The sequence below is a fragment of the Azoarcus taiwanensis genome (assembly GCF_012910885.1).
Lineage (GTDB): Bacteria > Pseudomonadota > Gammaproteobacteria > Burkholderiales > Rhodocyclaceae > Azoarcus_F > Azoarcus_F taiwanensis.
The window spans coordinates 1-22,774 of the sequence record NZ_WTVM01000044.1; the positions used below are offsets into that span (position 1 = coordinate 1).

Annotated in this window: 19 protein-coding genes and 1 tRNA gene; 9 read left to right on the top strand and 11 right to left on the bottom strand. The window is 60.2% G+C overall.

Annotation, left to right across the window (positions count from 1 at the left end):
• Positions 1-339: 339 nt before the first annotated feature.
• The 7 genes from GPA21_RS09095 to acs form a co-directional block, all read right to left on the bottom strand.
• Positions 340-430: transfer RNA gene (locus GPA21_RS09095), tRNA-Ser, on the bottom strand.
• Positions 431-597: 167 nt separating this feature from the next.
• The gene (locus tag GPA21_RS09100) at positions 598-2,664 is read right to left on the bottom strand and encodes a sodium:solute symporter family protein (RefSeq protein ID WP_422614197.1); all 2,067 of its coding nucleotides are present in this window, start codon (positions 2,662-2,664) and stop codon (positions 598-600) included.
• Positions 2,665-2,739: 75 nt separating this feature from the next.
• Positions 2,740-4,935, bottom strand: coding sequence for a 3'-5' exonuclease (locus tag GPA21_RS09105; protein ID WP_168987889.1), 2,196 nt, complete (start codon positions 4,933-4,935; stop codon positions 2,740-2,742).
• Positions 4,936-4,938: 3 nt separating this feature from the next.
• The gene (locus GPA21_RS09110; RefSeq protein WP_168987890.1) at positions 4,939-5,310 is read right to left on the bottom strand and encodes a response regulator transcription factor; all 372 of its coding nucleotides are present in this window, start codon (positions 5,308-5,310) and stop codon (positions 4,939-4,941) included.
• A 31-nt stretch (positions 5,311-5,341) separates the two neighbouring features.
• A complete protein-coding gene (locus tag GPA21_RS09115; protein ID WP_168987891.1) occupies positions 5,342-8,098 on the bottom strand; it encodes a sensor histidine kinase in 2,757 nt (918 codons plus the stop codon).
• Positions 8,099-8,108: 10 nt separating this feature from the next.
• Positions 8,109-8,306: a hypothetical protein gene (locus tag GPA21_RS09120; RefSeq protein WP_168987892.1), complete on the bottom strand. Its 198-nt coding sequence runs from the start codon at positions 8,304-8,306 to the stop codon at positions 8,109-8,111.
• A 225-nt stretch (positions 8,307-8,531) separates the two neighbouring features.
• Positions 8,532-10,496, bottom strand: coding sequence for an acetate--CoA ligase (gene acs / locus GPA21_RS09125; protein WP_168987893.1), 1,965 nt, complete (start codon positions 10,494-10,496; stop codon positions 8,532-8,534).
• Positions 10,497-10,785: 289 nt separating this feature from the next.
• Between acs and GPA21_RS09130 the strand changes: the two genes are divergently transcribed.
• The 6 genes from GPA21_RS09130 to GPA21_RS09155 all read left to right on the top strand — a co-directional run bounded on the left by GPA21_RS09130 (position 10,786) and on the right by GPA21_RS09155 (position 16,851).
• Complete coding sequence (locus GPA21_RS09130; protein WP_168987894.1) at positions 10,786-12,318, top strand: fumarate hydratase; 1,533 nt, start codon at positions 10,786-10,788, stop codon at positions 12,316-12,318.
• A gap of 230 nt (positions 12,319-12,548) precedes the next feature.
• On the top strand, positions 12,549-12,974 hold the full coding sequence (locus tag GPA21_RS09135; RefSeq protein ID WP_168987895.1) for a c-type cytochrome: 426 nt from the start codon (positions 12,549-12,551) through the stop codon (positions 12,972-12,974).
• A gap of 38 nt (positions 12,975-13,012) precedes the next feature.
• Positions 13,013-14,392: a cbb3-type cytochrome c oxidase subunit I gene (locus GPA21_RS09140; RefSeq protein ID WP_168987896.1), complete on the top strand. Its 1,380-nt coding sequence runs from the start codon at positions 13,013-13,015 to the stop codon at positions 14,390-14,392.
• A 177-nt stretch (positions 14,393-14,569) separates the two neighbouring features.
• A complete protein-coding gene (locus GPA21_RS09145; RefSeq protein WP_168987897.1) occupies positions 14,570-15,370 on the top strand; it encodes a CbbQ/NirQ/NorQ/GpvN family protein in 801 nt (266 codons plus the stop codon).
• Positions 15,371-15,386: 16 nt separating this feature from the next.
• The gene (locus GPA21_RS09150) at positions 15,387-15,800 is read left to right on the top strand and encodes a magnetosome magnetite crystal formation protein family (protein WP_168987898.1); all 414 of its coding nucleotides are present in this window, start codon (positions 15,387-15,389) and stop codon (positions 15,798-15,800) included.
• A gap of 10 nt (positions 15,801-15,810) precedes the next feature.
• Entirely contained in the window at positions 15,811-16,851 is a 1,041-nt protein-coding gene (locus GPA21_RS09155; protein WP_168987899.1) for a 4Fe-4S binding protein, read from the top strand.
• 607 nt (positions 16,852-17,458) lie between these two features.
• On the opposite strand, the gene GPA21_RS09160 is transcribed toward GPA21_RS09155, so the two are convergent.
• The 4 genes from GPA21_RS09160 to GPA21_RS09175 form a co-directional block, all read right to left on the bottom strand.
• Positions 17,459-18,343: an ethylbenzene dehydrogenase-related protein gene (locus GPA21_RS09160; protein WP_168987900.1), complete on the bottom strand. Its 885-nt coding sequence runs from the start codon at positions 18,341-18,343 to the stop codon at positions 17,459-17,461.
• A 37-nt stretch (positions 18,344-18,380) separates the two neighbouring features.
• Positions 18,381-18,983: a NapC/NirT family cytochrome c gene (locus GPA21_RS09165; protein ID WP_168987901.1), complete on the bottom strand. Its 603-nt coding sequence runs from the start codon at positions 18,981-18,983 to the stop codon at positions 18,381-18,383.
• Between the two features lie 91 nt (positions 18,984-19,074).
• Complete coding sequence (locus tag GPA21_RS09170; protein WP_168987902.1) at positions 19,075-19,404, bottom strand: c-type cytochrome; 330 nt, start codon at positions 19,402-19,404, stop codon at positions 19,075-19,077.
• A 73-nt stretch (positions 19,405-19,477) separates the two neighbouring features.
• Entirely contained in the window at positions 19,478-21,130 is a 1,653-nt protein-coding gene (locus tag GPA21_RS09175) for a cytochrome D1 domain-containing protein (protein WP_168987903.1), read from the bottom strand.
• 245 nt (positions 21,131-21,375) lie between these two features.
• Here GPA21_RS09175 and GPA21_RS09180 point away from each other — a divergent pair, with 245 nt between their 5' ends.
• From GPA21_RS09180 to GPA21_RS09190, 3 genes are read left to right on the top strand one after another with little or no spacing between them, the layout of a single operon-like run.
• Positions 21,376-21,996, top strand: a complete 621-nt coding sequence (locus GPA21_RS09180) for a cytochrome c oxidase subunit 3 family protein (RefSeq protein ID WP_422614198.1) — start codon at positions 21,376-21,378, stop codon at positions 21,994-21,996.
• 10 nt (positions 21,997-22,006) lie between these two features.
• Entirely contained in the window at positions 22,007-22,306 is a 300-nt protein-coding gene (locus GPA21_RS09185) for a cytochrome C oxidase subunit IV family protein (RefSeq protein WP_168987904.1), read from the top strand.
• A complete protein-coding gene (locus tag GPA21_RS09190; RefSeq protein WP_168987905.1) occupies positions 22,303-22,752 on the top strand; it encodes a magnetosome magnetite crystal formation protein family in 450 nt (149 codons plus the stop codon). The genes GPA21_RS09185 and GPA21_RS09190 overlap by 4 nt, the downstream gene beginning before the upstream one ends.
• Positions 22,753-22,774 lie beyond the last annotated feature (22 nt).

The window sequence follows — 22,774 nt, forward strand, 5'->3', positions numbered from 1 at the left end:
AATACCGAGCACCCACATCTTATCGGTTGTTCAAATTTTTAAAGAACCGCTGACCAAGCAGCGAAGAAGCGGAATTATGAAGAAGACCAAACAACTCGTCAACCCCCAGAAGCACTCAAATCCAAACCGCGCTCCACCTCCTCCTCCAACCCCGACAGCCACAAAAACAACCCGCCGCCGAAGCAAGCCGCGCATTATAAACAGAACAAACGCAGCGTCAACTCCCAGAATCCGCTCTGCACTCCACGGGCTGCTCTTGCGCCTGCGAGCCGACGACCACGGCCGCGGGATTCGCAACCGCTTGAGCAACAAGGCCCCTCTCGGGGCCTTGGCTTATTCTGGCGGAGAGGGCGGGATTCGAACCCGCGTCAGGGTATTACCCTGAACACGCTTTCCAGGCGTGCGACTTAAACCACTCATCCACCTCTCCGTGGAAGCGCGAGATTCTAGCAGAAATTGCGGGAACCGGAAGCCCCGGTATCAGCCAGGACGGCCAAAGTGAAAAGCGACCGCGTTGGACATGTCCAATCCGCGCGCATCTGTTCCGTGTCTCGATCTTGCTCCGAGGCTGCGTTGCCGTCCTTTCCAACCGACCAGTCAGAGCTCCCTGCCTCGCGCTTCAGTTACGAAATCCGGTTCGTCGCCCTTGAGCTTGGGGTATCGCACGTAGTCGACCAGATTCTGGATTTCCTGAGGTGGAGGACGGGTCAGCAGACTGATGATGACAATCGTGGCGAAGCCGAGGAAGACGCCAAACAGGCCCGCCGAAATGGGGGCGATGCCGAACCACGCGTTGTCCATGGAACCTCCGAAAAACGAATGGGTTCGTACAACGTAGAACAGGGTCGTCAGCAGACCGATCACCATGCCGGCTATTGCGCCGATCCGGTTGGCGCGTTTCCAGAAGATCCCGAGAACGAGGGCCGGGAAGAACGATGCCGCGGCAATCGAGAAGGCCAAGCCGACCATGAACAAGATGTTGTCGGGCCTCAATGACGCGACCCATGCGGCCACGACCGCGACCACCAGCAATTGCGACTTGGAGATGACGAGTCTGCGGTGGGTGGAGGCACGGGGATTGACGACCTTGTAGTAGAAATCATGCGACAGGGCGTTGGAGATCGTCAGCAATAACCCGTCGGCCGTGGACAGCGCTGCCGCGAGCCCGCCCGCCGCAACCAGGCCTGCGACAACGTAAGGCAGACCAGCAATTTCCGGGGTCGCAAGAACGATCACATCGGTATTCAGCGACAGCTCAGCAAGCTGGAGCACGCCATCGCCGTTGATGTCCTCGATCTTGACCATGCCGACCTTGCCCCAGGATGCAACCCACTGGGGCAGCTCGGAGATACGCGACCCGATCAGATTCGTGTAGACCTCCCACTTTGCAAACACTGCATAAGCGGGCGCGGTGACGTACAGGAGGAAGATGAAGAACAGCGACCAGAAAACCGACTTGCGGGCTTCCACGACCCCCGGCGTGGTGTAGTAGCGCATGAGAATATGGGGCAAGGATGCGGTGCCCACCATCAGTACGAAGACCAGCGCAAGAAAGTTGTTGCGTGATATTCGTTCGGCCTCCGGCGTGGCGCCCGGGTGAGCCTGAGCGTGCCTTGGCGGCACCTCGGCGCGTTTCAACGCCTCTTCCCGCGCTTTTTCCCAGCGCTCCCGTGCCTCGTCCGCGCTTACCGGCAGGTCTCGCAGCGCTCGCTCAGCCAGTCCGATATCGCGAGCCGGCGCGTCGTGGAGGCGCATGTGGTTCAAGCTGTCGACCAGCGTACGTCGCTCGAGCTCGAGCGACTCCGGCAAATGCGAGATCTTGCCCGCGTAATCATCGGCACGGGCCCTGAACTGGTTTCGCGCTTCAACTTCCGCAGGGTCGTTGAAAAGCTCGCTCTCCTTCTCCGTAAGCTGCCCCAGAACCGTGCCGTACACCGCTTGCGGCACGGGCACACCGGTGACCTTGTAGGAGAGAATCACCACCGGCACGAGATAAGCGATTATCAGGATGACATACTGGGCGACCTGGGTCCAGGTGACTGCGCGCATTCCCCCAAGAAATGAGCAGACAAGAATTCCGGCCAAACCGATAAAAAGACCGATCTCGAACTCGACGCTGACGAAGCGACTGGTGATGAGACCGACGCCGTAGATCTGCGCCACGAGATAGACGAAGCTCGCAAGGGCTGCAGCTGCAAGGCCGACGAGTCGGGCGAAATTACCCTCGTAGCGTGCCCCCAGGAAATCCGGGATCGTGTATTGACCGAACTTGCGAAGATACGGCGCAAGGAGTAGCGCCACCAGCACGAAACCACCGGTCCATCCAGTAACGAAAGCCAGACCCTCGAAGCCTGCAAAATAGAGCGAACCAGCCAAGCCGATGAACGAGGCCGCGCTCATCCAGTCCGCTGCGGTGGCCATGCCATTGAACACCGCCGGAACCTTTCGTCCAGCGACGTAATATTCGGTGACGTCGGACGTTCGACTCATGACGCCGATCCCGGCGTAGATCGCAATCGTCGCGAAAAGAAAGACATGCCCGATCATGGACTGGGACATGCCCATGTATTCGCCGATCGACAGCAGGGTGATGAAGAACAGAAACGCGCCGGTGTACCAAAGATAATAGCGGCGCAGGCGGCGCGAAAAATCGCTGCTCGCCATCAAGCCGCCCTCACGGAACGCGGTCGCCCACCGGCGACACTACTCCACCGCGACAAACCAGACCACATGCCGGAATCAGTACTTGATGCGGGCATAGTAGGACTTCTCCGCGGCTTCGCGTGCCTCGCGCAGCGTGCGAACGCCTTTCTCCGCCAGCAATGGAATCATCTTGATGAAGATCTCGGCGGTGACGATCGCGTCACCAAGCGCAGTGTGTCGACCAACAATGTGCAGGTTGAGCCGATCCGCGATCGCGTCCAGCCGGTGAGACTCCTGGTTGGGATGCAGCACCTCGGAGAGCAGAAGTGTGTCGAGAACCGGCTGGTCGAACACCAGACCGGTGTGCGACTCCTTCATCTGCAGGAAACGCATGTCGAAGGCCGCATTGTGAGCGATCAGCACGGTGTCCGAGGCGAATGCATGGAACGCAGGCAGGACCTTGTCGATCGTCGGCTGCCCCACAAGCATTTCAGGCTGAATGCCATGGATGGGAATCGACTCGGGATTGAGTTTGCGCCGCGGATCGATGAGTTGTTCGAACGACTCCTGGCGCAGCAGTTTTCCATTGACGATGCGGGTTGCACCGATCTGGATGATTTCGTCTCCTTCGGAGGGGTTGAGACCGGTGGTTTCGGTGTCGAATATCGTGTAAGTCAGCTCAGAAAGGAGTCGGTCGTCCAGTTCGTGTGACTTCTCCGACCACTTGAACAGATCAAAATCGTAGTACTCGGGCCTGCCTTCGCCGCGTGTCAGCAACGCGGGATCGACCTGTTCCTGCGGGTTTGCAGCAGGCAGCAGAATGCGGAAGAAAGCACGGTGGCGAACCTTCTCGCGCTCAAGCCACATTTCGCCACCATGACGATCGATGACGTCGCGCACAGTCAGCGGGCTACTCTCGCCATCGAAACGCATGGGCTCGAGCTCCCAGCTCATCACGGTTTCAGTGCTCATTGCCTGGCCGGACCAGATGAGATCAAGGTGCACCAGACGACCCGCCCCAGTCAGTCGGAAACGGACCTCGCGAACCTCGAATTCTTCGGAGAGGCGGTTGACCATGTAAAGCAGGGCCTGGAGCAAGGAGAAGCTGTCGACCTTGACCCATAGCGACTCGTCAATCTCCTCATGCTTCGTCGGCACCTTGAGGCGCGCCTCGATTCGTCTCTGAGCGGCGGCGATCAGGTCTGCGCCAAGCATCTCTTCCAGCGGCCAGCGCGCCTTGAGGGCATCCGCAAACTCAGTCGCCGTCTCATCGAGACGCTCACTCATCGCCTTGACTTCGTCGCGAATGACCCCCCTGAAACGTTGCCGAAGCGCGTCATCGAGATCCGGATACTCGAGCATTTCTGCCGCGGCACGTACGTTGGCGAGGGCCGACCGGTTACCCTCGGTCAGCGTATGGAGCATCTGGTCGCGGCGCGACTCGCTCTCGAAATTCCGGGTGATATTGTCCAGCATAAGAATGAAGCCGGTCATTCGTCGCGCGGCCTCGGCTTCGGCGCTGTCTTCGGATGAACCCCCGGTACCGATACCCGCGAGAACCGGCGCCATCTGCACTCTCAACAGTTGCCCCGACCCACTGGTCGTTACGAAATTCGAGACCGGCGACACGCCGTCGTTACGCAATTTGTGTTGAATGGTTTCGAGTGCATGAGCGACCAGATTGCGGTCGAACACTCCGTAGATCGATCGGCCCAGACCGATGAGCTCCCCGCCGCCGGCCACCCCCGGCGCGACGGACAGTGCACGGAACTGCTGACGCGCGCTACTGTTGTAGAGCAGGATACGGCCATCAAGATTGCATACGACGACACTCTGCGTCAGCTCCGACATCAGCGCCGCCAGACGGTCCTTCTCCGCCTCGAGCGATCGCTTGGCGTTGGCAATCTGCGCTTCGACGTCGGTGAGCAGTTCATCGCGCTGCTGGGCCAGCGCATTGGCGGTACTCGCGAGTCGTTGAACCTCGGGAGGGCCTTTCAGCTCGATGCGGAAGTCGCGGTTTGCGCCGAGCATAAGGTGCTGCTGCTCGGCCATGCGCAGCAAGCCCTGCACGTATTGTCTGAAGAGGTTGCGCACCACCGACACGCCAATGGCCAAGCCGGCGATCGTCATCAGCGCGCCCAGCGGCAGGCGAGGACCGATGAGCTGCGCCAGCATCGACTGATCGTCGGGTTCCGCGCTGAACCAGATGAGCAGGGCAGTAATCAGGAAGGGCCCGGTCATCAGCAAGCCGAGTACGACAATCGCGATGACGAAGCGGGTACGGGCGTTCATCGCTCAGCCCTCCGCCAGCATGCTGCGGACCTTCTCCACCAGCTCCTTCGTCGAAAAGGGTTTGGTCATGTAGGCATCGGCGCCGAGAGCGAGCCCCTTTGCCACCTCGGTGTCGCGCCCCTTGGCGGTGAGCATGAGAATCTTCACCGCAGCGAGGTCCGGGTCTGCCTTCACCTCCTGGCAAACCTCGAACCCGCTCTTCTTGGGCATCATGACATCAAGCAGTACAAGATCGGGCTTCTCGCTGCGGATGCGATCCACTGCCTCCTCGCCATCTACCGCGATGGACACTTCGAACCCCTCGCGTTTCATGAGGAACTCCAGTGAAATCACGATGTTCTGCTCGTCGTCCGCAATGAGAATCTTGTTTCCCATCTAGCCTCCCCTCTGATCCCTGCATTTTATGTCATTGTTCGGCGTCCGCCGAATCCGAGCGCATCTTGTTCAGCGGCAAGGCGAATGCAAAACACGCACCCCGGCCCGGCGGCGACTCCACCCACATTCGGCCACCAAAGTGCTCAATGATCTGGCGACTGATCGGCAGACCCAGGCCGGTGCCCTGCGGACGGTCACGCTGATCCCCGCCCTGACGGAACTTCTCGAACACGTAAGGCAAGAACTGCGGGGCGATACCAGGCCCATTGTCCTCGACCTCCACTCTGACCTCCCTGTCATCGCTGACCAGTTCGACGCGCACATGCCCACCCTCCTTCGGCACAAACTTGGCTGCATTCGATAGCAGATTGAGCAAAACCTGATGCAGGCGATCGCGGTCTGCAAGCAGCTTTGGGGCCTGCTCCGGCAAGCTCACCACCAGCTCCGCGCCGCAATCGCTGAACAGTTGTCGGGTGGAGTCGATCGCATGCTCGACGAGTTCACGCATGTCGATATCGGTATTGTGCCACTCGGCGTGCCCGGATTCGATCTTGGCGAGATCCAGCACCTGATTGACCAGTCGGGTCAGGCGTTCAGTCTCGGACACGATGATGCCAAGAAAACGTTTGCGCTCGACAAGGTCAATTTCGGGGTCCTCGAACATCATCTCTGAAAGCGCCCGAATTGCAGTCAGCGGCGTACGCAACTCATGTGTCACCGAGCTCATGATGTCATCCTTGAGCCGGTCGAGCTCCTTGAGCTGCTCATTGGCCGCGCGCAGTTCCTCGGTCGCTGCCTCCAGCTGGCGTGATTTCTCTTCCAGCTGATGGGAGTAGGCTCGAACCTGGGACGCCTCGTCAAGAATGTTCATGACCTCGTCGAGACCTAGTGGCTCCTCCTGCGCGACCGACGCGACCATGACTCGCGCCGAGGCACTGCCGATCGCACCGGCAAGCTGAGTCTCAGCGAAATGCACCAAGCCTGCGTCCGCGGGGATGCTGTTGATCCCCGCGTAGCCCCTTTGCCGTGCATACTCGCGGAACAAGCGCACGGTCTTGCCTTGGCCGAGAAAGCGGGCCACCAATTGCTGAAGATCGCGAACCTCAGCGCTACCACGCCACAAGGTGGTTGCAGTTGCACCCTCGCGCTTGAATACATCGACAAACAAGGTGGCCTGGCTTGCCTCAAGTGCACTGGGCGCCCTCATCAGCGAAACAAAGACATAACAGCCAATATTGGCCGCCAGACTCCAGAACAGGGCATGGCTGATATTGTCGAGCCCCTGCAATCCGAACAAAGCCTCGGGTTTCAGTAGCTCGATACCAAAGAGCCCATGTTCGAGAAATGCAGGGTCCAGCCATCCCGACTTCGCAAAGGAGGGAAGCATGAGGGTGTACACCCAGACCCCGAAACCTGCGAGCAGTCCCGCCAGCGCGCCCTCACGCGTACCACCGCGCCAGTACATGCCACCCAACATGGCCGGAGCAAACTGCGCGACCGCAGCAAAACTCATCAAACCGATTGCAACCAGCGCATAGGCCTCGCCCGCCAACCGGAAATACAGATAACCAAGCAATACCACGATCAGAATTGCGCCACGCCGGATCACCAGTAGAAGCCCGGACAAGTCCGGATGCGCTGAACGGCTGAAACGTTTGCTACGCAATAACCAGGGCATCACGAGGTCGTTGCAGATCATCGTCGACACGGCGATGGTTTCGACAATCACCATCCCCGTTGCCGCGGACAGGCCCCCAACGAAAACGAACAGTGCAAGCGCCTCCATCCCATGGGACAAGGGCAACGAAAGCACAAAGGTGTCCGGATCCACGGACCCGACCCCGAAATGCATCAAACCGCCAAAGGCGATCGGCAACACGAAAATATTGATCAGCAACAGATAGAGTGGAAAGAGCCAGGCCGCGCGGCGCAAATGCTCTTCATTGACATTCTCGACCACGGTCACCTGAAACTGCCGCGGCAGGAAAATCACCGCGAACATCGCCAGCAACACCATGCCAAACCACCCGCCGTAGCCCGCGGTGCTGGCTCCTTCGAAGCTCAGCAGGCGTGCGTACTCGGGGTGCGCCTGGATCCGCGAGAAGATGTCCCCGAAACCGTTGTAGATCCCGTAAGTCACGAACACACCAACGGCTAGAAAGGCAACGAGCTTCACGACCGATTCAAACGCGATCGCCGCCACCATGCCCTCATGGCGCTCGGTAGCATCCAGATGCCGCGCACCAAAAAGGATGGTGAACACCGCCAGGATCAGCGCCACGTAAAGCGTGCTGTCCTGGAACCAGTGCGTCTCATGAACCGCCCGGAATCCATCGACGCTGTCATGCGTGAGCAGCGCATACCCAGTCGCGATCGCCTTGAGTTGGATGGCGATGTAGGGAATGATGCCAATCACCGTGATGATCGTAACCAGACCGCCCAGCAAATGACTTTTGCCGTAACGGCTGGCGATGAAATCGGCGATCGAGGTGATCCGGTAGGCCTTGGCAATACGGATCATCTTCAGAATGATCAGCCAGGACAAAGCAAGCGCCAGGGTCGGCCCAAGGTAGATCGGCAGAAACCACACCCCATCCGAGGCGGCACGACCAACGCTGCCGAAGTAGGTCCAGGCAGTGCAGTAGACCGCCATTGACAGCGCGTAGGTCCACGAGTTGGCGATGATCGACCGCCCCTGCTCCGCTCGCCGGTCGCCGAAATAGGCCATCGCAAACAACACCAGCAGGTACGCGAATGAAACGGCAATAACGAGCGGCGCAGAGATCATCGGTTCGCCGTCAGCCTTTCCGCCGGCCGACGGTCCAGGCAATCAATGCGATCACCGACGCCCAGGCACCGAAGATATAGACAAAGAGAACCGGCAGACCGAACACCTGTTCGGAGCGGTCGAAAAGTGAAAGCAGCGGATAATTGAACAGAAACGCCGCTGCAAAGAACAGGGCAACCAATCGCTGCCTGGCAAGTCCTCTGCGCATTCGGATCTCCAGGGGATAGTCCACGCCGCTTCATTATAGCGAGCGCAAGCACCGGACGAGGGTAGACCTGCAACCCGGGTGAGTGCGCCCTGCAGGGCGCACGCAAAAAAAAGCGCGCTTTCGCGCGCTTTTCCCCTCCACTGTGCCGGCTTGGTGTCCGGCTTCCTCCATTGTTCTATGCCGGGGTGACCTCTCGCGGGTCACTCGCCGGCAGCAACCACTGGATTAACCCTTGAGCTGATCGAGGATCGCCGGATTCTCGAGCGTCGAAGTATCCTGGGTAATCTCCTCGCCCTTGGCCAGCTGCCGAAGCAGGCGACGCATGATCTTTCCGGAGCGTGTCTTCGGCAGGTTTTCGCCGAAGCGGATGTCCTTGGGCTTGGCGATCGGGCCAATCTCCTGACCGACCCAGGTCTGCAATTCCTTGACCACCGCCTTGGCTTCGTCTCCGGTCGGACGCGGGCCCTTCAGTACCACGAAGGCGACGATCGCTTCGCCGGTGACGTCGTCCGGACGACCAACGACCGCGGCCTCGGCGACTTGTTCATGCGCCACCAGCGCGGACTCGATCTCCATCGTTCCCATACGGTGGCCGGAAACGTTCAGCACGTCGTCGATACGACCGGTGATCGTGAAGTAGCCGGTTTCGGCATCACGGATGGCACCATCGCCCGCGAGGTAAAGCTTGCCCTTGAAGTCGTCCGGATAGTAAGTCTTCTTGAAGCGGTCCGGATCGCCCCACACCGTGCGAATCATCGCCGGCCACGGACGCTTGACGACCAGGATGCCGCCCTGACCCCAAGGCACTTCGGTGCCCGTTTCGTCCACCACAGTGACCTGGATGCCCGGGAACGGCAGCGTGCAAGAACCCGGCACCATCGGCGTCGCGCCCGGCATCGGCGTAATCATGTGCGCGCCGGTCTCGGTCTGCCAGAACGTGTCTACGATCGGGCAACGGCTGCCACCAATATGCTCGTAATACCACTCCCAAGCGGCCGGGTTGATCGGCTCACCCACCGAACCCAAAAGGCGCAGGGAGGAAAGATCGTACTTGCCCGGATGAACCGACGGATTGTTGTCCGCAGCCTTGATCAGCGAGCGGATCGCGGTCGGAGCGGTGTAGAAGATGCTGACTTTGTGGTCCTGGATCATCTTCCAGAAACGACCGGCATCCGGGAAGGTAGGCACGCCCTCGAATACGATCTCGGTCGCGCCGCAGGCGAGCGGACCGTAGGCGATGAAGGTATGGCCGGTGACCCAGCCGATGTCGGCGGTGCACCAGTAAACATCGTCGGGCTGGATGTCGAAGGTGTAGCGCATCGACATCATTGCCTGCAGCAGGTAGCCGCCGGACGAGTGCTGAACGCCCTTGGGCTTGCCGGTGGAGCCAGAAGTGTAGAGGACGAACAGAGGATGCTCGGACTCGACCCACTCCGGTTCGCAGGTCTCGGACTGGTTGGCCACCGCTTCGTGGAACCAGGTGTCACGGCCTTCTACCATTTTCACGTCGCCGCCGGTGCGCTTGACCACGACCACGTTCTTGATGCAGTCGCAACCGCCGAGACCAAGAGCCTCATCGGCAATCGGCTTGAGCGGCAGGGCCTTGCCGCCGCGGAACTGACCGTCGGAAGTGATGAGCGCTACGGCGCCGGCGTCCTCGATGCGGTCGCGCAGGGCATGAGCCGAGAAGCCGCCGAACACGATCGAGTGAGTGGCGCCGATACGGGCGCAGGCCTGCATTGCGACAACGCCCTCAATGGACATCGGCATATAGATGACGACACGATCGCCCTTCTTGACACCCATCCCACGCAAGGCGTTGGCGAACTTGCTGACACGCGACAGCAGGTCCTTGTAGGTGACTTTGGTGACGTCGCCGTTATCGGCCTCGAAAATCAGCGCGACCTTGTCGCCCAGGCCGTTATTGACGTTGCGATCGAGACAGTTGTAGGAGACATTGAGCTTGCCGTCGCCGAACCACTTGAAGAACGGCGCATTGCTCTCGTCGAGCACCTGGGTGAACGGAGTCTTCCATTCGAGCAGTTCGCGCGCATGACGCGCCCAATAGCCTTCGTAGTCGTCCTCCGCCTCCTTGCAAAGCGCGCGGTACGCATCCATTCCTGACACCCGGGCCCTCTTGACGGCCTCTTCGGACGGGTTATAGATGCGGATCTGCTGTTCGTTGGACATACTCACCTCTCCTCAACTTAATGAATTGGTTGAAGCATCATGCCATCAACCCGCAGATCGATGGCGGGACCGGTCGATTCCGGCCCTTGTTCTGGCGTACGTAGCGTCGCGGTTAGCTCGGCATTACAGAATATCTATCTTACACAGGACTTACACATTGGCAATTGAGCCATGCGGAAAATGACGAAAACCGGGGCTGAGGCGGGGAGCATGCTCCGCCCCTCGGGCACCGGCTGATAGAATATCGGGTTGTTCGACGACCCCGTCGCCCAAACCAGCGGAGATAACCATGACCGTGATTCGCCAAGAAGACCTGATTCAGTCCGTTGCGGACGCCTTCCAGTACATCAGTTACTACCATCCGCTCGACTATATCAAGGCGCTCGGCGAAGCCTACGAGCGCGAGGAGAGCCCTGCGGCGAAGGATTCGATCGCCCAGATCCTGACCAATTCGCGCATGTGCGCCGAGGGCCATCGCCCCATCTGTCAGGATACCGGCATTGCGGTCGTCTTTCTCAAGGTCGGGATGAACGTGCAGTGGGACGCGCAGATGAGCGTCCAGGAGATGATCAACGAAGGCGTGCGCCGCGCGTACAACCATCCGGACAACAAGCTGCGCGCCTCCGTGCTGCTCGACCCGGCCGGCAAACGCCAGAACAGCAAGGACAACACCCCGGCGGTGGTGCACTACGAGATCGTCCCGGGTGACGACGTGGAGGTCATCTGTGCTGCCAAGGGTGGCGGCTCGGAAAACAAATCCAAGATGGTCATGCTCAACCCGTCTGACTCGATCGTCGACTGGGTGCTCAAGACACTGCCGACGATGGGCGCGGGCTGGTGCCCGCCGGGCATCCTCGGCATCGGGATCGGCGGTACGCCCGAGAAGGCGATGCTGCTCGCCAAGGAGTCACTGATGGCGCCGGTCGACATCCACGAACTCAAGGATAAGGCTGCATCCGGCGCTGAACTGACCCGCGTCGAGGAACTCCGCCTCGAGTTGATGGAGAAGGTCAACGCACTCGGTATCGGCGCCCAGGGCCTTGGCGGTCTGACCACCGTGCTCGATGTCAAGATCATGGACTACCCCACCCATGCGGCGTCGCTGCCGGTGGCGATGATCCCGAACTGTGCGGCAACCCGCCATGTTCACTTCCATCTCGACGGTTCCGGCCCGGCCCATTTGCCGACGCCCAAGCTCGAGGACTGGCCTCAGGTCACCTGGAAGGCCGATACCAATGTCGCCACCCGCGTGAACCTCGACACGCTGACCAGCGAGGAAGTTGCGTCCTGGAAGCCCGGCCAAACCCTTTTGCTCAACGGCAGGATGCTCACCGGCCGAGACGCAGCCCACAAGCGTATCGCCGACATGCTGGCCAAAGGCGAACCGTTGCCGGTGGACTTCACCAACCGGGTGATCTACTACGTCGGCCCGGTCGACCCCGTGCGTGACGAGGTCGTCGGCCCAGCTGGCCCCACCACCGCGACCCGCATGGACAAATTCACCCGGATGATGCTCGAGAAGACCGGTCTGATAGCGATGATCGGCAAGTCCGAGCGCGGCCCGGTCGCCATTGAGGCGATCAAGGACAACCAGTCTGCCTATCTGATGGCGGTCGGCGGCTCGGCCTATCTCGTGTCCAAGGCGATCAAAGAAGCGAAGGTCGTCGGTTTCGAGGATCTGGGAATGGAGGCGATCTACGAGTTCACCGTAGAAGACATGCCTGTCACCGTCGCGGTCGACTCAAAGGGCACCAGCGTGCATGAAACCGGGCCGAAGGAATGGCAGGCCCGCATCGGCAAGATCCCGGTCGCACTTGCCTGACCGACGCAGACTCTCGCAGAACCGGCCGCGATGCGGCCGGTTTTTTTTCGCCTTGCGACTGCCCGCCGCGCCGACTGTGGCCTGTTCTCGCTCTCCATGGCGAACGATGAACAGGCCCTCGGAATTGATTCACATCATGGAGCGCCCGGGCCGTGAAACACAGAATGCCCCCAACCTTCGGGTTATCCCGCGACTCGCTCGCATTCTTGAATAACAATTGGGGGAAAACCATGAGCGGCACCTTCACCAAGGCGATGGCCCGCAATATCTTCTACGGCGGGACCGTCTTCTTTTTCCTGCTATTCCTGGCCTTGACCTTCGACACCATGAGGGTCTTGCCGAAAACCGACAACCGCGGCGAACTCACCCCAGGGGCGATCGCCGGCAAGCACATCTGGGAAACCAGAAACTGCCTCGGCTGTCACTCGCTGCTCGGCGAAGGCGCGTATTTTGCGCCCGAGCTTGGCAACGTCTATGAGCGTCGTGGCCCCCTTTTCATCAAGGCGTGGATGCAGGCGATGCCGACCAACGCACCGGGTCGCCGGCAGATGCCGCAGTTCCATCTGACCGACCAGGAGCTTGATGATCTGGTCGAGTTCTTCCGTTACACCTCGGGCATCAACACCCAGAATTGGCCGCCAAACATCGAAGGCTGAGCCTGGTTCGCGATTTGGAAACTGCAAGGGGATAAACAATGAAATACCAATCACAAGCGGTCGCGATGCCCTATTTCATCGCGGCGATCGGCTTATTCGTGGGTCAGATCATCTTCGGATTGATCATCGGCCTGCAGTACGTCATCGGTGACTTCCTGTTCCCGGAGATCCCGTTCAACGTGGCCCGCATGGTCCACACCAACCTGCTCATCGTGTGGCTGCTGATGGGCTTCATGGGCGCCGCTTACTATCTGGTGCCCGAAGAGGCTGAAACCGAGTTGCACAGCCCGAAGCTGGCGATTGCGCTGTTCTGGATCTTCCTGACCGCCGGCGCGCTGACGATTCTCGGCTACCTGTTCATCGACTACAACACGCTGGCGTCGATGACCGGTAACGACATTCTCGCCACCATGGGTCGAGAGTTTCTCGAGCAACCGTTGATCACCAAGATCGGCATCGTCATCGTAGCTCTGGCCTTCCTCTACAACATCAGCATGACCACGCTGAAGGGCCGCAAAACGGTGATCAACATCGTGCTGCTGCTCGGTTTGTGGGGCCTGGCGATCTTCTTCCTGTTCGCCTTCTACAACCCGGCCAACCTGGTGCTCGACAAGTTCTACTGGTGGTGGGTCGTCCACCTCTGGGTGGAAGGTGTGTGGGAACTCATCATGGCCGCACTGCTCGCCTTCGTGCTGATCAAGGTCACGGGTGTCGACCGCGAAGTGATCGAGAAGTGGCTGTACGTCATCATCACGCTCGCTCTCGTTACCGGCATCATCGGTACCGGTCACCACTACTTCTGGATCGGTACGCCGGCCTACTGGCAGTGGTGGGGTTCGATCTTCTCCGCACTGGAGCCGATCCCCTTCTTCGCGATGACCGTCTTCGCCTTCAACATGGTCAACCGCCGCAAGCGCGAGCATCCGAACAAGGTTGCCGTGCTGTGGGCACTGGGTACCGGTGTGATGGCCTTCCTCGGCGCCGGCGTGTGGGGCTTCCTGCACACCCTGGCTCCGGTGAACTACTTCACCCACGGCAGCCAGATCACTGCGGCGCATGGCCACATGGCCTTCTACGGCGCCTACGTGATGGTCGTCCTCTGCATCATCAGCTACGCGATGCCGATCATGCGCGGCCGTGCCGCCAACGACCAGCGCGCCCAGGTGCTCGAGATGTGGAGCTTCTGGATCATGACCATCGCGATGGTGTTCATCACGCTGTTCCTGACCGCCGCCGGCATTCTGCAGGTGTGGTTGCAGCGCGTGGCCGACACCCCGATGTCGTTCATGATGGCGCAGGACCAGCTCACGCTGTTCTACTGGATGCGGTTCTGGGCAGGTGTGGCCTTCTTCATCGGCCTGATCACCTACGTGTGGAGCTTCTTCGTCAAAGGCGAAAGCAAGCCGCTCATTACCTGATACGAGTGTCTCTCCAGTCCCCCGGTGCATGAGGGGGTGGTTTCGGGGCGGCGAATGCCGCCCCGTTTTTTTGTGCGCGCGCAAACGCGATTGTTCTGAATCAAGGTCGCATTTCGCCGCTATCCGGATACTTGCCAATAACCTGCCCGAATGGCTCACTGCTCGAGGATCTCCGGCATGAAGCTCGAAACACCCAATCCCGAAATACCCTTCTACCAAGCCTGCGACGATGAGATCGCGGTCTTCGAACACGCCTGGAAGAACCGTCTTCCGCTGCTCATCAAGGGTCCGACCGGCTGCGGCAAGACCCGCTTTATCGCCCACATGGCCGCGCGGCTTAACCTGCCGCTCTACACCGTAGCCTGCCACGACGACCTTACCGCGGCCGACCTCGTAGGTCGCCATCTCATCGGCGATGGCCAGACCGTATGGTGTGACGGCCCGCTCACCCGCGCGGTACGTGAGGGGGGTATTTGCTATCTTGACGAAGTCGTCGAGGCACGCAAGGACACGACCGTCGTCCTCCACCCGCTCGCAGACGATCGCCGCATTCTGCCCATCGACCGCACTGGCGAACTGCTCGAGGCGCCCGCCTCCTTCATGCTCGTGGTCTCCTACAACCCAGGCTATCAGAACCTGCTCAAGGGCATGAAGCCTTCCACGCGGCAACGCTTCGTCAGCCTGCGTTTCGATTTTCCGACGCCAGAGCGCGAACAGGCCATCCTCATAAGCGAGTCGGGATGCTCCGAGGATGTCGCCAGACGCCTCGTGGGGATCGCGCAGGCACTGCGAACGCTGAAGGATCAGGATCTGGAGGAAGCCGCCAGCACCCGCCTGCTCGTCTATGCCGCTACACTGATGCGCGAGGGCATGGATCCGGTGGTCGCTTGCCGGGCATCCATCGTCGAAAGCCTAACCGACGACCCCGAAGTAGCCGACGCGCTCATGGAGGTCGTCTCCGCAACCTTTGGCCGATGAACAGAGAGAACCCAAGATGACCGACCGCCAACCCAACCTGCTAAAGGAAAGCGCGCCCGGTCCCCGGCTTGCCATCCTGGTCCAGTCCCTGTTTCTCGCCAACCTGATGATCATTCCGGTGCTGGGTTTCCTGGCTATCACCTGGCTGTGGTTTACCAAACGGGATGGTGCGACCGAGCTCGAGCGCAACCACCTCGATCAGGCTTTCATCACCAGTATCAAGGGTGGCGCGATTCTGGTCGGGATGAGTATCGCGATCTTCGTCCTTGGTGGCTTCGACAATCCGTGGTCCTGGGTCATCGGGGTGCTTTACTTCACATGTTTTCACGCCACACTGATCCTGTTCGGCGTCATCGCCGTCAACAGGGCGATCCTCGCACAGCCCTACCGCTATCCAGTGCTCGGACCACCACTCGAGCGCAAACCCTGAGCATCCTGCCATGAGCCGCGCATTCCCGAAGGGCCGCGCGGACGGAAAGCCGCAGTACCCCACCATTCCGGTTGCGGACGTCACCGCGATCAGTCGCCAACGCCGGCGGCTGATCTGGCAGATAGGCTTCTTCACCCTGTTCGCGCTCGCGCCGGTTTTCAATATTCTTCGCTACGACCTCACCGCCGGGCACGCCTGGCTGCTCGGCATGGAATGGCGCCTCGGCCTTGACGCCTTCAGCGCAGGCGAAATCAGCGCCCTTGAGGCCGCTGGCAACGTGCTGTTTCGACTCTTTCTGCCGCTTCTCGGCGGAGCTGCCCTGTTTCTGTTCGCCGCGTGGAAATGGGGGCGGCTTTACTGTGGTTGGTTGTGCCCCCACTTTTCGGTGGTCGAAACCATCAACAAACTGATGCAGCGGGCCTCGGGCAAACCCAGCGTATGGGAACGTCAGCCTCTGCCGCCCTGGAAACCGGATGGCAAGCCGTGGCGCGCCGACGCGCGCTGGTGGTTCGCTGTGGTGCCGGCGGCGATCGGGTTCGCTTTCGTCTGGGCGGTGGTACTGCTGACCTATCTACTGCCCCCGGCTGAGATATATGGGAACCTCGCGAGCGCTTCACTGACCCGCAATCAGGCCTTGTTCATCGGCGCGGCAACCACGGTTCTGAGCCTCGAGTTTCTCTTTGCACGCCACCTCTTCTGCCGCTTCGCGTGTGCTGTAGGGCTCTTCCAGAGCCTGGCGTGGATGGGCAACCGCGACGCCATGGTGGTCGGATTTCAGCGTGCACGCGCGTCCGAATGCGGGAGCTGCCTGCCGGATCGGCGCTCCGCCTGCGAAGCGGTCTGCCCGATGCGACTGAAGCCGCGCAACATCAAACGTCACATGTTCACCTGCACCCAGTGCGCACAATGCGTCACAGCCTGCGCTGAATCCCAGCGCGACAACCCTCAGGGCCCCTTGCTCGACTGGGTTGCGGACGAAGCCGCACGGCAGAACGAAGCCGCATTTCGTGCGGCGCGTGCCAGAGAGTTCGATCGCAGCGCTAGTGATTGAGGGTGTCGCAACGAATTGCGCCACGCCGTTCGCCCTGATCAAGTTGCTGGGCGTTCGGGGCGACTGGGCTTCTACAGGCTCTCAAGAAGCAGTTTCCAAAGGTCATCTTCCTGAAAGTGCGCGAAACTTCACTACCGTTCGGGCTGAGCCGGTCGAAGACCGATTGTCGGCACTGCCGAAGTCGCCCTTCGACAAGGCTCTCCTGAGTGCAGCCGAAGGGCTCAGGGCGAACGGCGTACATGCTCAGGGCGAACGGGAGTGCCTTTTCAAAGACTCGCTTTGCCACGCCTGCCGCGGGGCTTACCTCGCTCAGCCCGAACGGCATTGATAGCCACATCGCACGGCATCAAGGTGCGTGATAGGGTGTGCTGAGCCAAAGGCGAAACGCACCGTCGAACCACGCTTCACCAAAACAAAACGGCGGTCACTGACCGCCGTTTTGCTTTTCAGAGATAGTCGAACCCGGTATCAGACTGCAGCCGATAGCACCGATGCCCAGGTCGCAACCCCTGCTACCGTGAGCAAAACAACCGTATGAATCAGGACTCGCATTTCGTCTCTCCTCGATGAGCCCGCCGCCAATGACTCGGCGACGGGGCGTCAAGTCTTACTGCTTCTTGGCGACGACATCGCCGTCGGCGTCGATTCCCAGCGTGTAGCCGAGCGACACATGGTGGTAACGGCCAGCGGCGTGTTCGTTGTGGATCGCGAAGCCGAAGTTGTAGCGCTTGCCAGCCTCGAGGGCGATATCGCCCGCGGCGCCGCCCGTAAGCTTGCGTTCGAAGACCACGGTCCAGGTATCACCGTCGAGCTTGCCTTCGGCACCCACCAGCGCGCTACCGCCCTCCATGACGCGCTCCTCGGCGACATGGCCGTCGATCGCCTTGTTCTCGCCGCTGCGCCACTGAATCAGATCGTAGAACACCCCACCGGAGAGCGAGCCATCCTTGACATACTTGGTCTTGCCGTCGCTACCGTCCGGCATGGTGCGGGAATCCGCGTGGCAACTCGCCCAGCAACCGCTTTGATCGGCCATCTCGACCTTGCCTGCGTCGAACATCACGGCGAGCTTCACCGGGTTGGCATCGTCAGCGCCCTTGGCACTGGCAGCAGCCGGCTGCGTCCATGAGAAACGCAGGAAGAGGCTGTCTCCATCGTGTGCTGCCTGAACACTCACCGGGATTGCGGCCGGCTTGCCAGCCACCGGGTTGGGCTCGAGCTTCTCGCCGGAAACAATGGTTTCACCCATTTGCCGCACTTCGTCGGCATGGCAGTCGGCACAGGTATCGCCCTGCTTGAAGGCCCGGCCACCACCGTGGCGGGCACGATCGACCCGGATGTCACCAAGAATCCACTCCATCGGCGAGACACCTGGATAGAACAAGGTGATTTCGGTCGCCTCGACCGTGCTCCAGTCGGGCTGGGCCGCGAAAGTGGCGATGGGAGCCGAGGCCAGAACGGCGATCGATGCAGCGATAACGGTCTTCTTCATGTTTCCTCCATGACCCTCTACGGGTTCAGCGATTCGGTCAGTTGAAGTAGTCTTCATCTTCCATGTCGTCGGACAACTGGTGCGCAATGCCCTGGTGACAGACGATACAAGTGGTGCCATCTTCCTTGGCTCGTGCATGTTGGCGCGCCGCACGCGACGCCTGAGCCTCGAGATCCATGTACACTAGTCCATGGCAGTTGCGGCACTCGAGTGAGTCGTTGGCCAGCATGCGTTTCCACTCGCGACGGGAAAGCTCCAGCCGCTTGGCCTCGAACTTCTCGCGGGTGTTGATGGTGCCGGTGAGCTTGCCCCAGACCTCGCGCGAAGCCTGAATCTTGCGGACCATCTTGGGTCCCCACTCACGGGGCACGTGACAATCGGAACACACTGCGCGTACGCCGGTCCGGTTGTTGTAATGAATCGTTTCTTTGTATTCGGTATAGACGTTGTCATACATCTCATGACAACCGATACAGAACTTCTCGGTGTTGGTCCATTCCATAACGGTATTGAAACCACCCCAGAAGAACACGCCCCCTACAAACCCCATCAGCAACAGCGCTCCAAGCGACAGGGTGCTACTGGGTTTCTTGAGTCGGGCTAGTAGTCCTTTTTTTGGTTCGGGCGTCTGCTCGGCCATTTTGATCACTCGTCAGGTTGTCACGTGTTTGTTGTCCCGCCCTGCCCGAAACACGAGCGAAGGCTTCTCACTTGCCGGTCTCTGCCTGGCGCTACCTCTCGGACTCCAGGGTGAGCAGCCAAGCGACCAGTCGCTTGATGTCCTCTTCCGGCACTCGCCGGTTAGGAGACATGAAATCATTTCCCCAATTGCCCCTGCCACCATCACGGACTGTAACGATCAGGCGACCGAAGGCTGTTTCATCGTCGCGGTAACGTACTGCGACATCGCGCCATGCCGGACCCCGGACCTTCTGCTCCACGTCGTGGCAGTTGAAGCAGCCTCGCTTCCAGGCCAACTCGACCATGGCCGCGTAATCCTCGTCAGCCGCAAGAGCTGCGCTGGCGAACAGGCTGAATAACAAAAGAACGGAGAGCTTCATCCCGGAACCCGGTGGCGCTTGCCTCCTCGCGACGCCCCGGAAAAGGCACGTCGCAAGGAGGCTTCAAGACCGATCAGGTCTTGTGGTTGGTACGGTTATAAACGTTGAACTTGCCGGTCGGGGCGTAGAGGTCCTTGACCCGAGCCTTCTCTTCCAACGTGTTGGCATCAAACACAACCAATTCGCCGTTCGGCTGCAGACTGTCACCGCGGTTCCAGATCGACACCCAGACTTCGGAGCCATCCTGGTTGAACTCGAAGTGCACCGCCACGTCACCAGTACGCTCGGCCAGCCTGACAGTCTTCACGACCTCACGAGTTTCCTTGTCGATGATCTTGAACGACTGCTGGACTTCCTGATCCGGGTGGATGGTCTGGTCAATCCAAACGTAGCGGCTGTTCTCGTGCTGACGGATGAACAGGCCCGGACCATCGGTGTCGACCTCGTAGCAGATCTTCCAGGCGTGATCCGGATGATTGATCGGGTCGTTACCCCAGACGGTCATCTTGCCGACACCGAGGTGAGGCGTGGCGCCCACCGGACCGCACTTGGGATCAACCCAGTTCGCGCCCGGACCCGGGTGCGGCAGGGCGTCGACTTCGATCAGCGCCTCAAGCTTGCGGGTCTTGGTGTCCATGATCGACATGATGTTCGATGCATTGGACGCAATCTGGAAGTAGCGACCCGTCGGATCGAAGAAGCCATCGTGCAGATACTTCGCGTTGTCGATCATCTCGATACGCAGATTGTCGATATCGGAGTAGTCAACCTGCCAGGTCTGACCCAGCTCCTTCATATTGACCACCCAGCTCGGTGCATGCGGAGTATCGTAGATTGCGGCAACACGCGACTCATTTACATACTCGCCATCAACGTTGATGCCGCGCGAAGACACCACCTTGAGCGGCTCCATGGTCTTGCCGTCGAGGATGACGAAGTGCGGCGGCCAGTAGCCCCCACCAATGACGTACTTGCCATCGCCGGACACTGCGACGTCGCGGGCGTCATAAGCGATCTGCACGTCGGCCACCAGCATCTTCTCGGGAACTTGCCAGAGGTCGATCTTGGTCATCTTGCCGTCACGACCCATGGTGTACCAGAAACGACCCAGTTCCTCGGGGTTGGCGTGCGGCACCGCCTTGTTGTTTTCGGTTGACTTCAGCACGTGCACCGCGTAGCCGGTGGGGATGCGGGCAACCAGCTCTTTGGTGTCACCATCGACGACGGAGACCGAACCATGATCACGCTCGATGACCAGGAAGAAGTTCTGCCAGTTGCGGCCATGCAGCGGCTTGGTCGGGTAGTCAGACAGCTCGACGTAACGGTTTACGCTCTCCCGCATCTGGGCGATATTGCGCTCCGGCGGCACAGGTACGTCCATCTGGAGATAGGTAGCGAGCAGCGCGATATCTTCCTTCGAATACATCATGTCGAAGTTGTTCATGCCGCCTTCGGTGCCGAGCGCGATGATGCGCTCGAGACGCTGCTGGCCGAGCTTGAGCATGTTTTCCGGCTCGAGGTTCTTGCCGGTTGCGCCCTTGCGCAGAATACCGTGACAGCCTGCGCACTGTTGGAAGTACAGCAGGTTGGCGCGATCGAACTGCTCCTTGGTCAGGGTCGGTGCGTCCTGCGCGACTGCTGCGCCGCCGAAACCCGTGAGCGCGGCAGCCAGTGCCGTGGCCAGGATGGTGGATTGGCTCTTGCGGAGCCCAGTTTTCAGAGACATTGTCGAACCTCCTTGTTGAATTCGCCGACATGGCTTACTTGCCGGTGACCAATTTATGCCCCTTGAGCCGGCGCGCCTTTAACCTGAGTCAAGTTTCGAAAAAAAGTCCGCGCTGCCACTGTTGTTTTTCTCCGGTAGCGAATTTGCACGGCTAACCGGGGCATTCACAGCATCGCGCGAAGTCCGCGCAATTGACTTAACCCCCGTCAAGTTCAACGCACGCTCGGCTCAATAGACTGCGCCCCATGGATACCGACACCACCATGGAAAAACACACCCCCGCACACCAATCCGATTCGTCGGCGCTGGGGCAACAGCGTTTGCCGGGAGATCTTGCGATCTGGGTGTTCATCCTCGCCGAGTTGCTGGTTTTCGCGGTCTTCTTCGGGGCCTATGTATTTGCACGGGCCGGCGACGTGGAACTCTTCAGCGCCGAGCAGGCGATGCTCAACAGCAATCTCGGCGCACTCAACACCGTGCTGCTGGTGACCTCGAGTTTCTTCGTCGTACGCGCGGTGCAACTCGGTGAAGCGGGTGAAGGCCGCCGCGCCGCCAACTGGCTTGCGGGTGCCATCGCCTGCGGCGCGGGATTCGTCGTCGTCAAGTTCAGTGAATACGTGGCGCAGTTTTCGCAGGGGATCAGCCTCTCGTCGAGCACCTTCCACATGTTCTACATTTCGCTGACCTTTTTCCACTTCATGCATGTGCTGCTTGGTCTCGTGATTCTGGTCGCGCTGTGGCGGAACGCCCGCGCCGGACTGTACGGACCGGACAATATGAATGGTCTGGAAAGTGGCGCCGCCTACTGGCACATGGTGGATCTGGTCTGGCTGATCCTCTTCCCGCTTGTATACGTATTGCGCTGAGGGAACCGAAATGACACATCCGACATCGACCCACCCTTCCGCCCACGGCACGCCCCGTCGCGCATTCTGGATCTGGATATTCCTCCTGGCTTCCACTGTTTTCGCCTGGGCGATGGCGAAAACGGACATGGGAGGCATTTCGATCATGGCCTTGTTGATGGGCCTGGCATTCGCCAAGGGTGCATTCGTGATTCTCGACTACATGGGCATTCGTGGAGCCCCCACGCTCTGGAAAGCGATCACGCTGGGCTGGTTGGTCGTGGTGTGCCTGGTAATCGTACTGGGTTACCTCAAGGGATTGCCGGCGTGAACGCGTTGGGCGGAGTCTCGCTGCACGGACAAACCCGAACGCAGCGGCACGATGTCGGTGCGAACGAACGCCAACGCGCGGTACTCGCCGAAGGGCTGTTCCTTGCCAACCTCACGATCCTACCCGGTCTTGCGCTCGCAGCGCTCGTAGGGCTCTGGCTGCGCCACCGTCATGACCGTGACCTCGCCGCACTTCACCTGGAGCAAGCCTTGTTCACCACTCTGTGGGCAGGCGTCATCGTACTGGCGACCGCGCTGGTTACGGTCTGGCTTGGGGGGGTGGATGCACCGTTGACCTGGGCCATTCTTCTGCCTGCGATGGTGTGCATGCACGCCGCGTTCATCGTACTGGGGGTCATCGCGCTGACCCGTGCGCTTTCCGGTGAGCCCTGGCGCTACCCGGTGCTCGGCCCGCTGCTGCCCGACGCGGACTCCGACAAAGACTGACACCCGACGAAAGGAGAGAGAG

What these genes read in the sequence shown, in the direction of transcription:
- GPA21_RS09100 (WP_422614197.1), bottom strand. Translation starts at nt 2,664, where the DNA reads ATGGCGAGCAGCGATTTTTCGCGCCGCCTGCGCCGCTATTATCTTTGG.
- GPA21_RS09105 (WP_168987889.1), bottom strand. Translation starts at nt 4,935, where the DNA reads ATGAACGCCCGTACCCGCTTCGTCATCGCGATTGTCGTACTCGGCTTG.
- GPA21_RS09110 (WP_168987890.1), bottom strand. Translation starts at nt 5,310, where the DNA reads ATGGGAAACAAGATTCTCATTGCGGACGACGAGCAGAACATCGTGATT.
- GPA21_RS09115 (WP_168987891.1), bottom strand. Translation starts at nt 8,098, where the DNA reads ATGATCTCTGCGCCGCTCGTTATTGCCGTTTCATTCGCGTACCTGCTG.
- GPA21_RS09120 (WP_168987892.1), bottom strand. Translation starts at nt 8,306, where the DNA reads ATGCGCAGAGGACTTGCCAGGCAGCGATTGGTTGCCCTGTTCTTTGCA.
- acs (WP_168987893.1), bottom strand. Translation starts at nt 10,496, where the DNA reads ATGTCCAACGAACAGCAGATCCGCATCTATAACCCGTCCGAAGAGGCC.
- GPA21_RS09130 (WP_168987894.1), top strand. Translation starts at nt 10,786, where the DNA reads ATGACCGTGATTCGCCAAGAAGACCTGATTCAGTCCGTTGCGGACGCC.
- GPA21_RS09135 (WP_168987895.1), top strand. Translation starts at nt 12,549, where the DNA reads ATGAGCGGCACCTTCACCAAGGCGATGGCCCGCAATATCTTCTACGGC.
- GPA21_RS09140 (WP_168987896.1), top strand. Translation starts at nt 13,013, where the DNA reads ATGAAATACCAATCACAAGCGGTCGCGATGCCCTATTTCATCGCGGCG.
- GPA21_RS09145 (WP_168987897.1), top strand. Translation starts at nt 14,570, where the DNA reads ATGAAGCTCGAAACACCCAATCCCGAAATACCCTTCTACCAAGCCTGC.
- GPA21_RS09150 (WP_168987898.1), top strand. Translation starts at nt 15,387, where the DNA reads ATGACCGACCGCCAACCCAACCTGCTAAAGGAAAGCGCGCCCGGTCCC.
- GPA21_RS09155 (WP_168987899.1), top strand. Translation starts at nt 15,811, where the DNA reads ATGAGCCGCGCATTCCCGAAGGGCCGCGCGGACGGAAAGCCGCAGTAC.
- GPA21_RS09160 (WP_168987900.1), bottom strand. Translation starts at nt 18,343, where the DNA reads ATGAAGAAGACCGTTATCGCTGCATCGATCGCCGTTCTGGCCTCGGCT.
- GPA21_RS09165 (WP_168987901.1), bottom strand. Translation starts at nt 18,983, where the DNA reads ATGGCCGAGCAGACGCCCGAACCAAAAAAAGGACTACTAGCCCGACTC.
- GPA21_RS09170 (WP_168987902.1), bottom strand. Translation starts at nt 19,404, where the DNA reads ATGAAGCTCTCCGTTCTTTTGTTATTCAGCCTGTTCGCCAGCGCAGCT.
- GPA21_RS09175 (WP_168987903.1), bottom strand. Translation starts at nt 21,130, where the DNA reads ATGTCTCTGAAAACTGGGCTCCGCAAGAGCCAATCCACCATCCTGGCC.
- GPA21_RS09180 (WP_422614198.1), top strand. Translation starts at nt 21,376, where the DNA reads ATGGATACCGACACCACCATGGAAAAACACACCCCCGCACACCAATCC.
- GPA21_RS09185 (WP_168987904.1), top strand. Translation starts at nt 22,007, where the DNA reads ATGACACATCCGACATCGACCCACCCTTCCGCCCACGGCACGCCCCGT.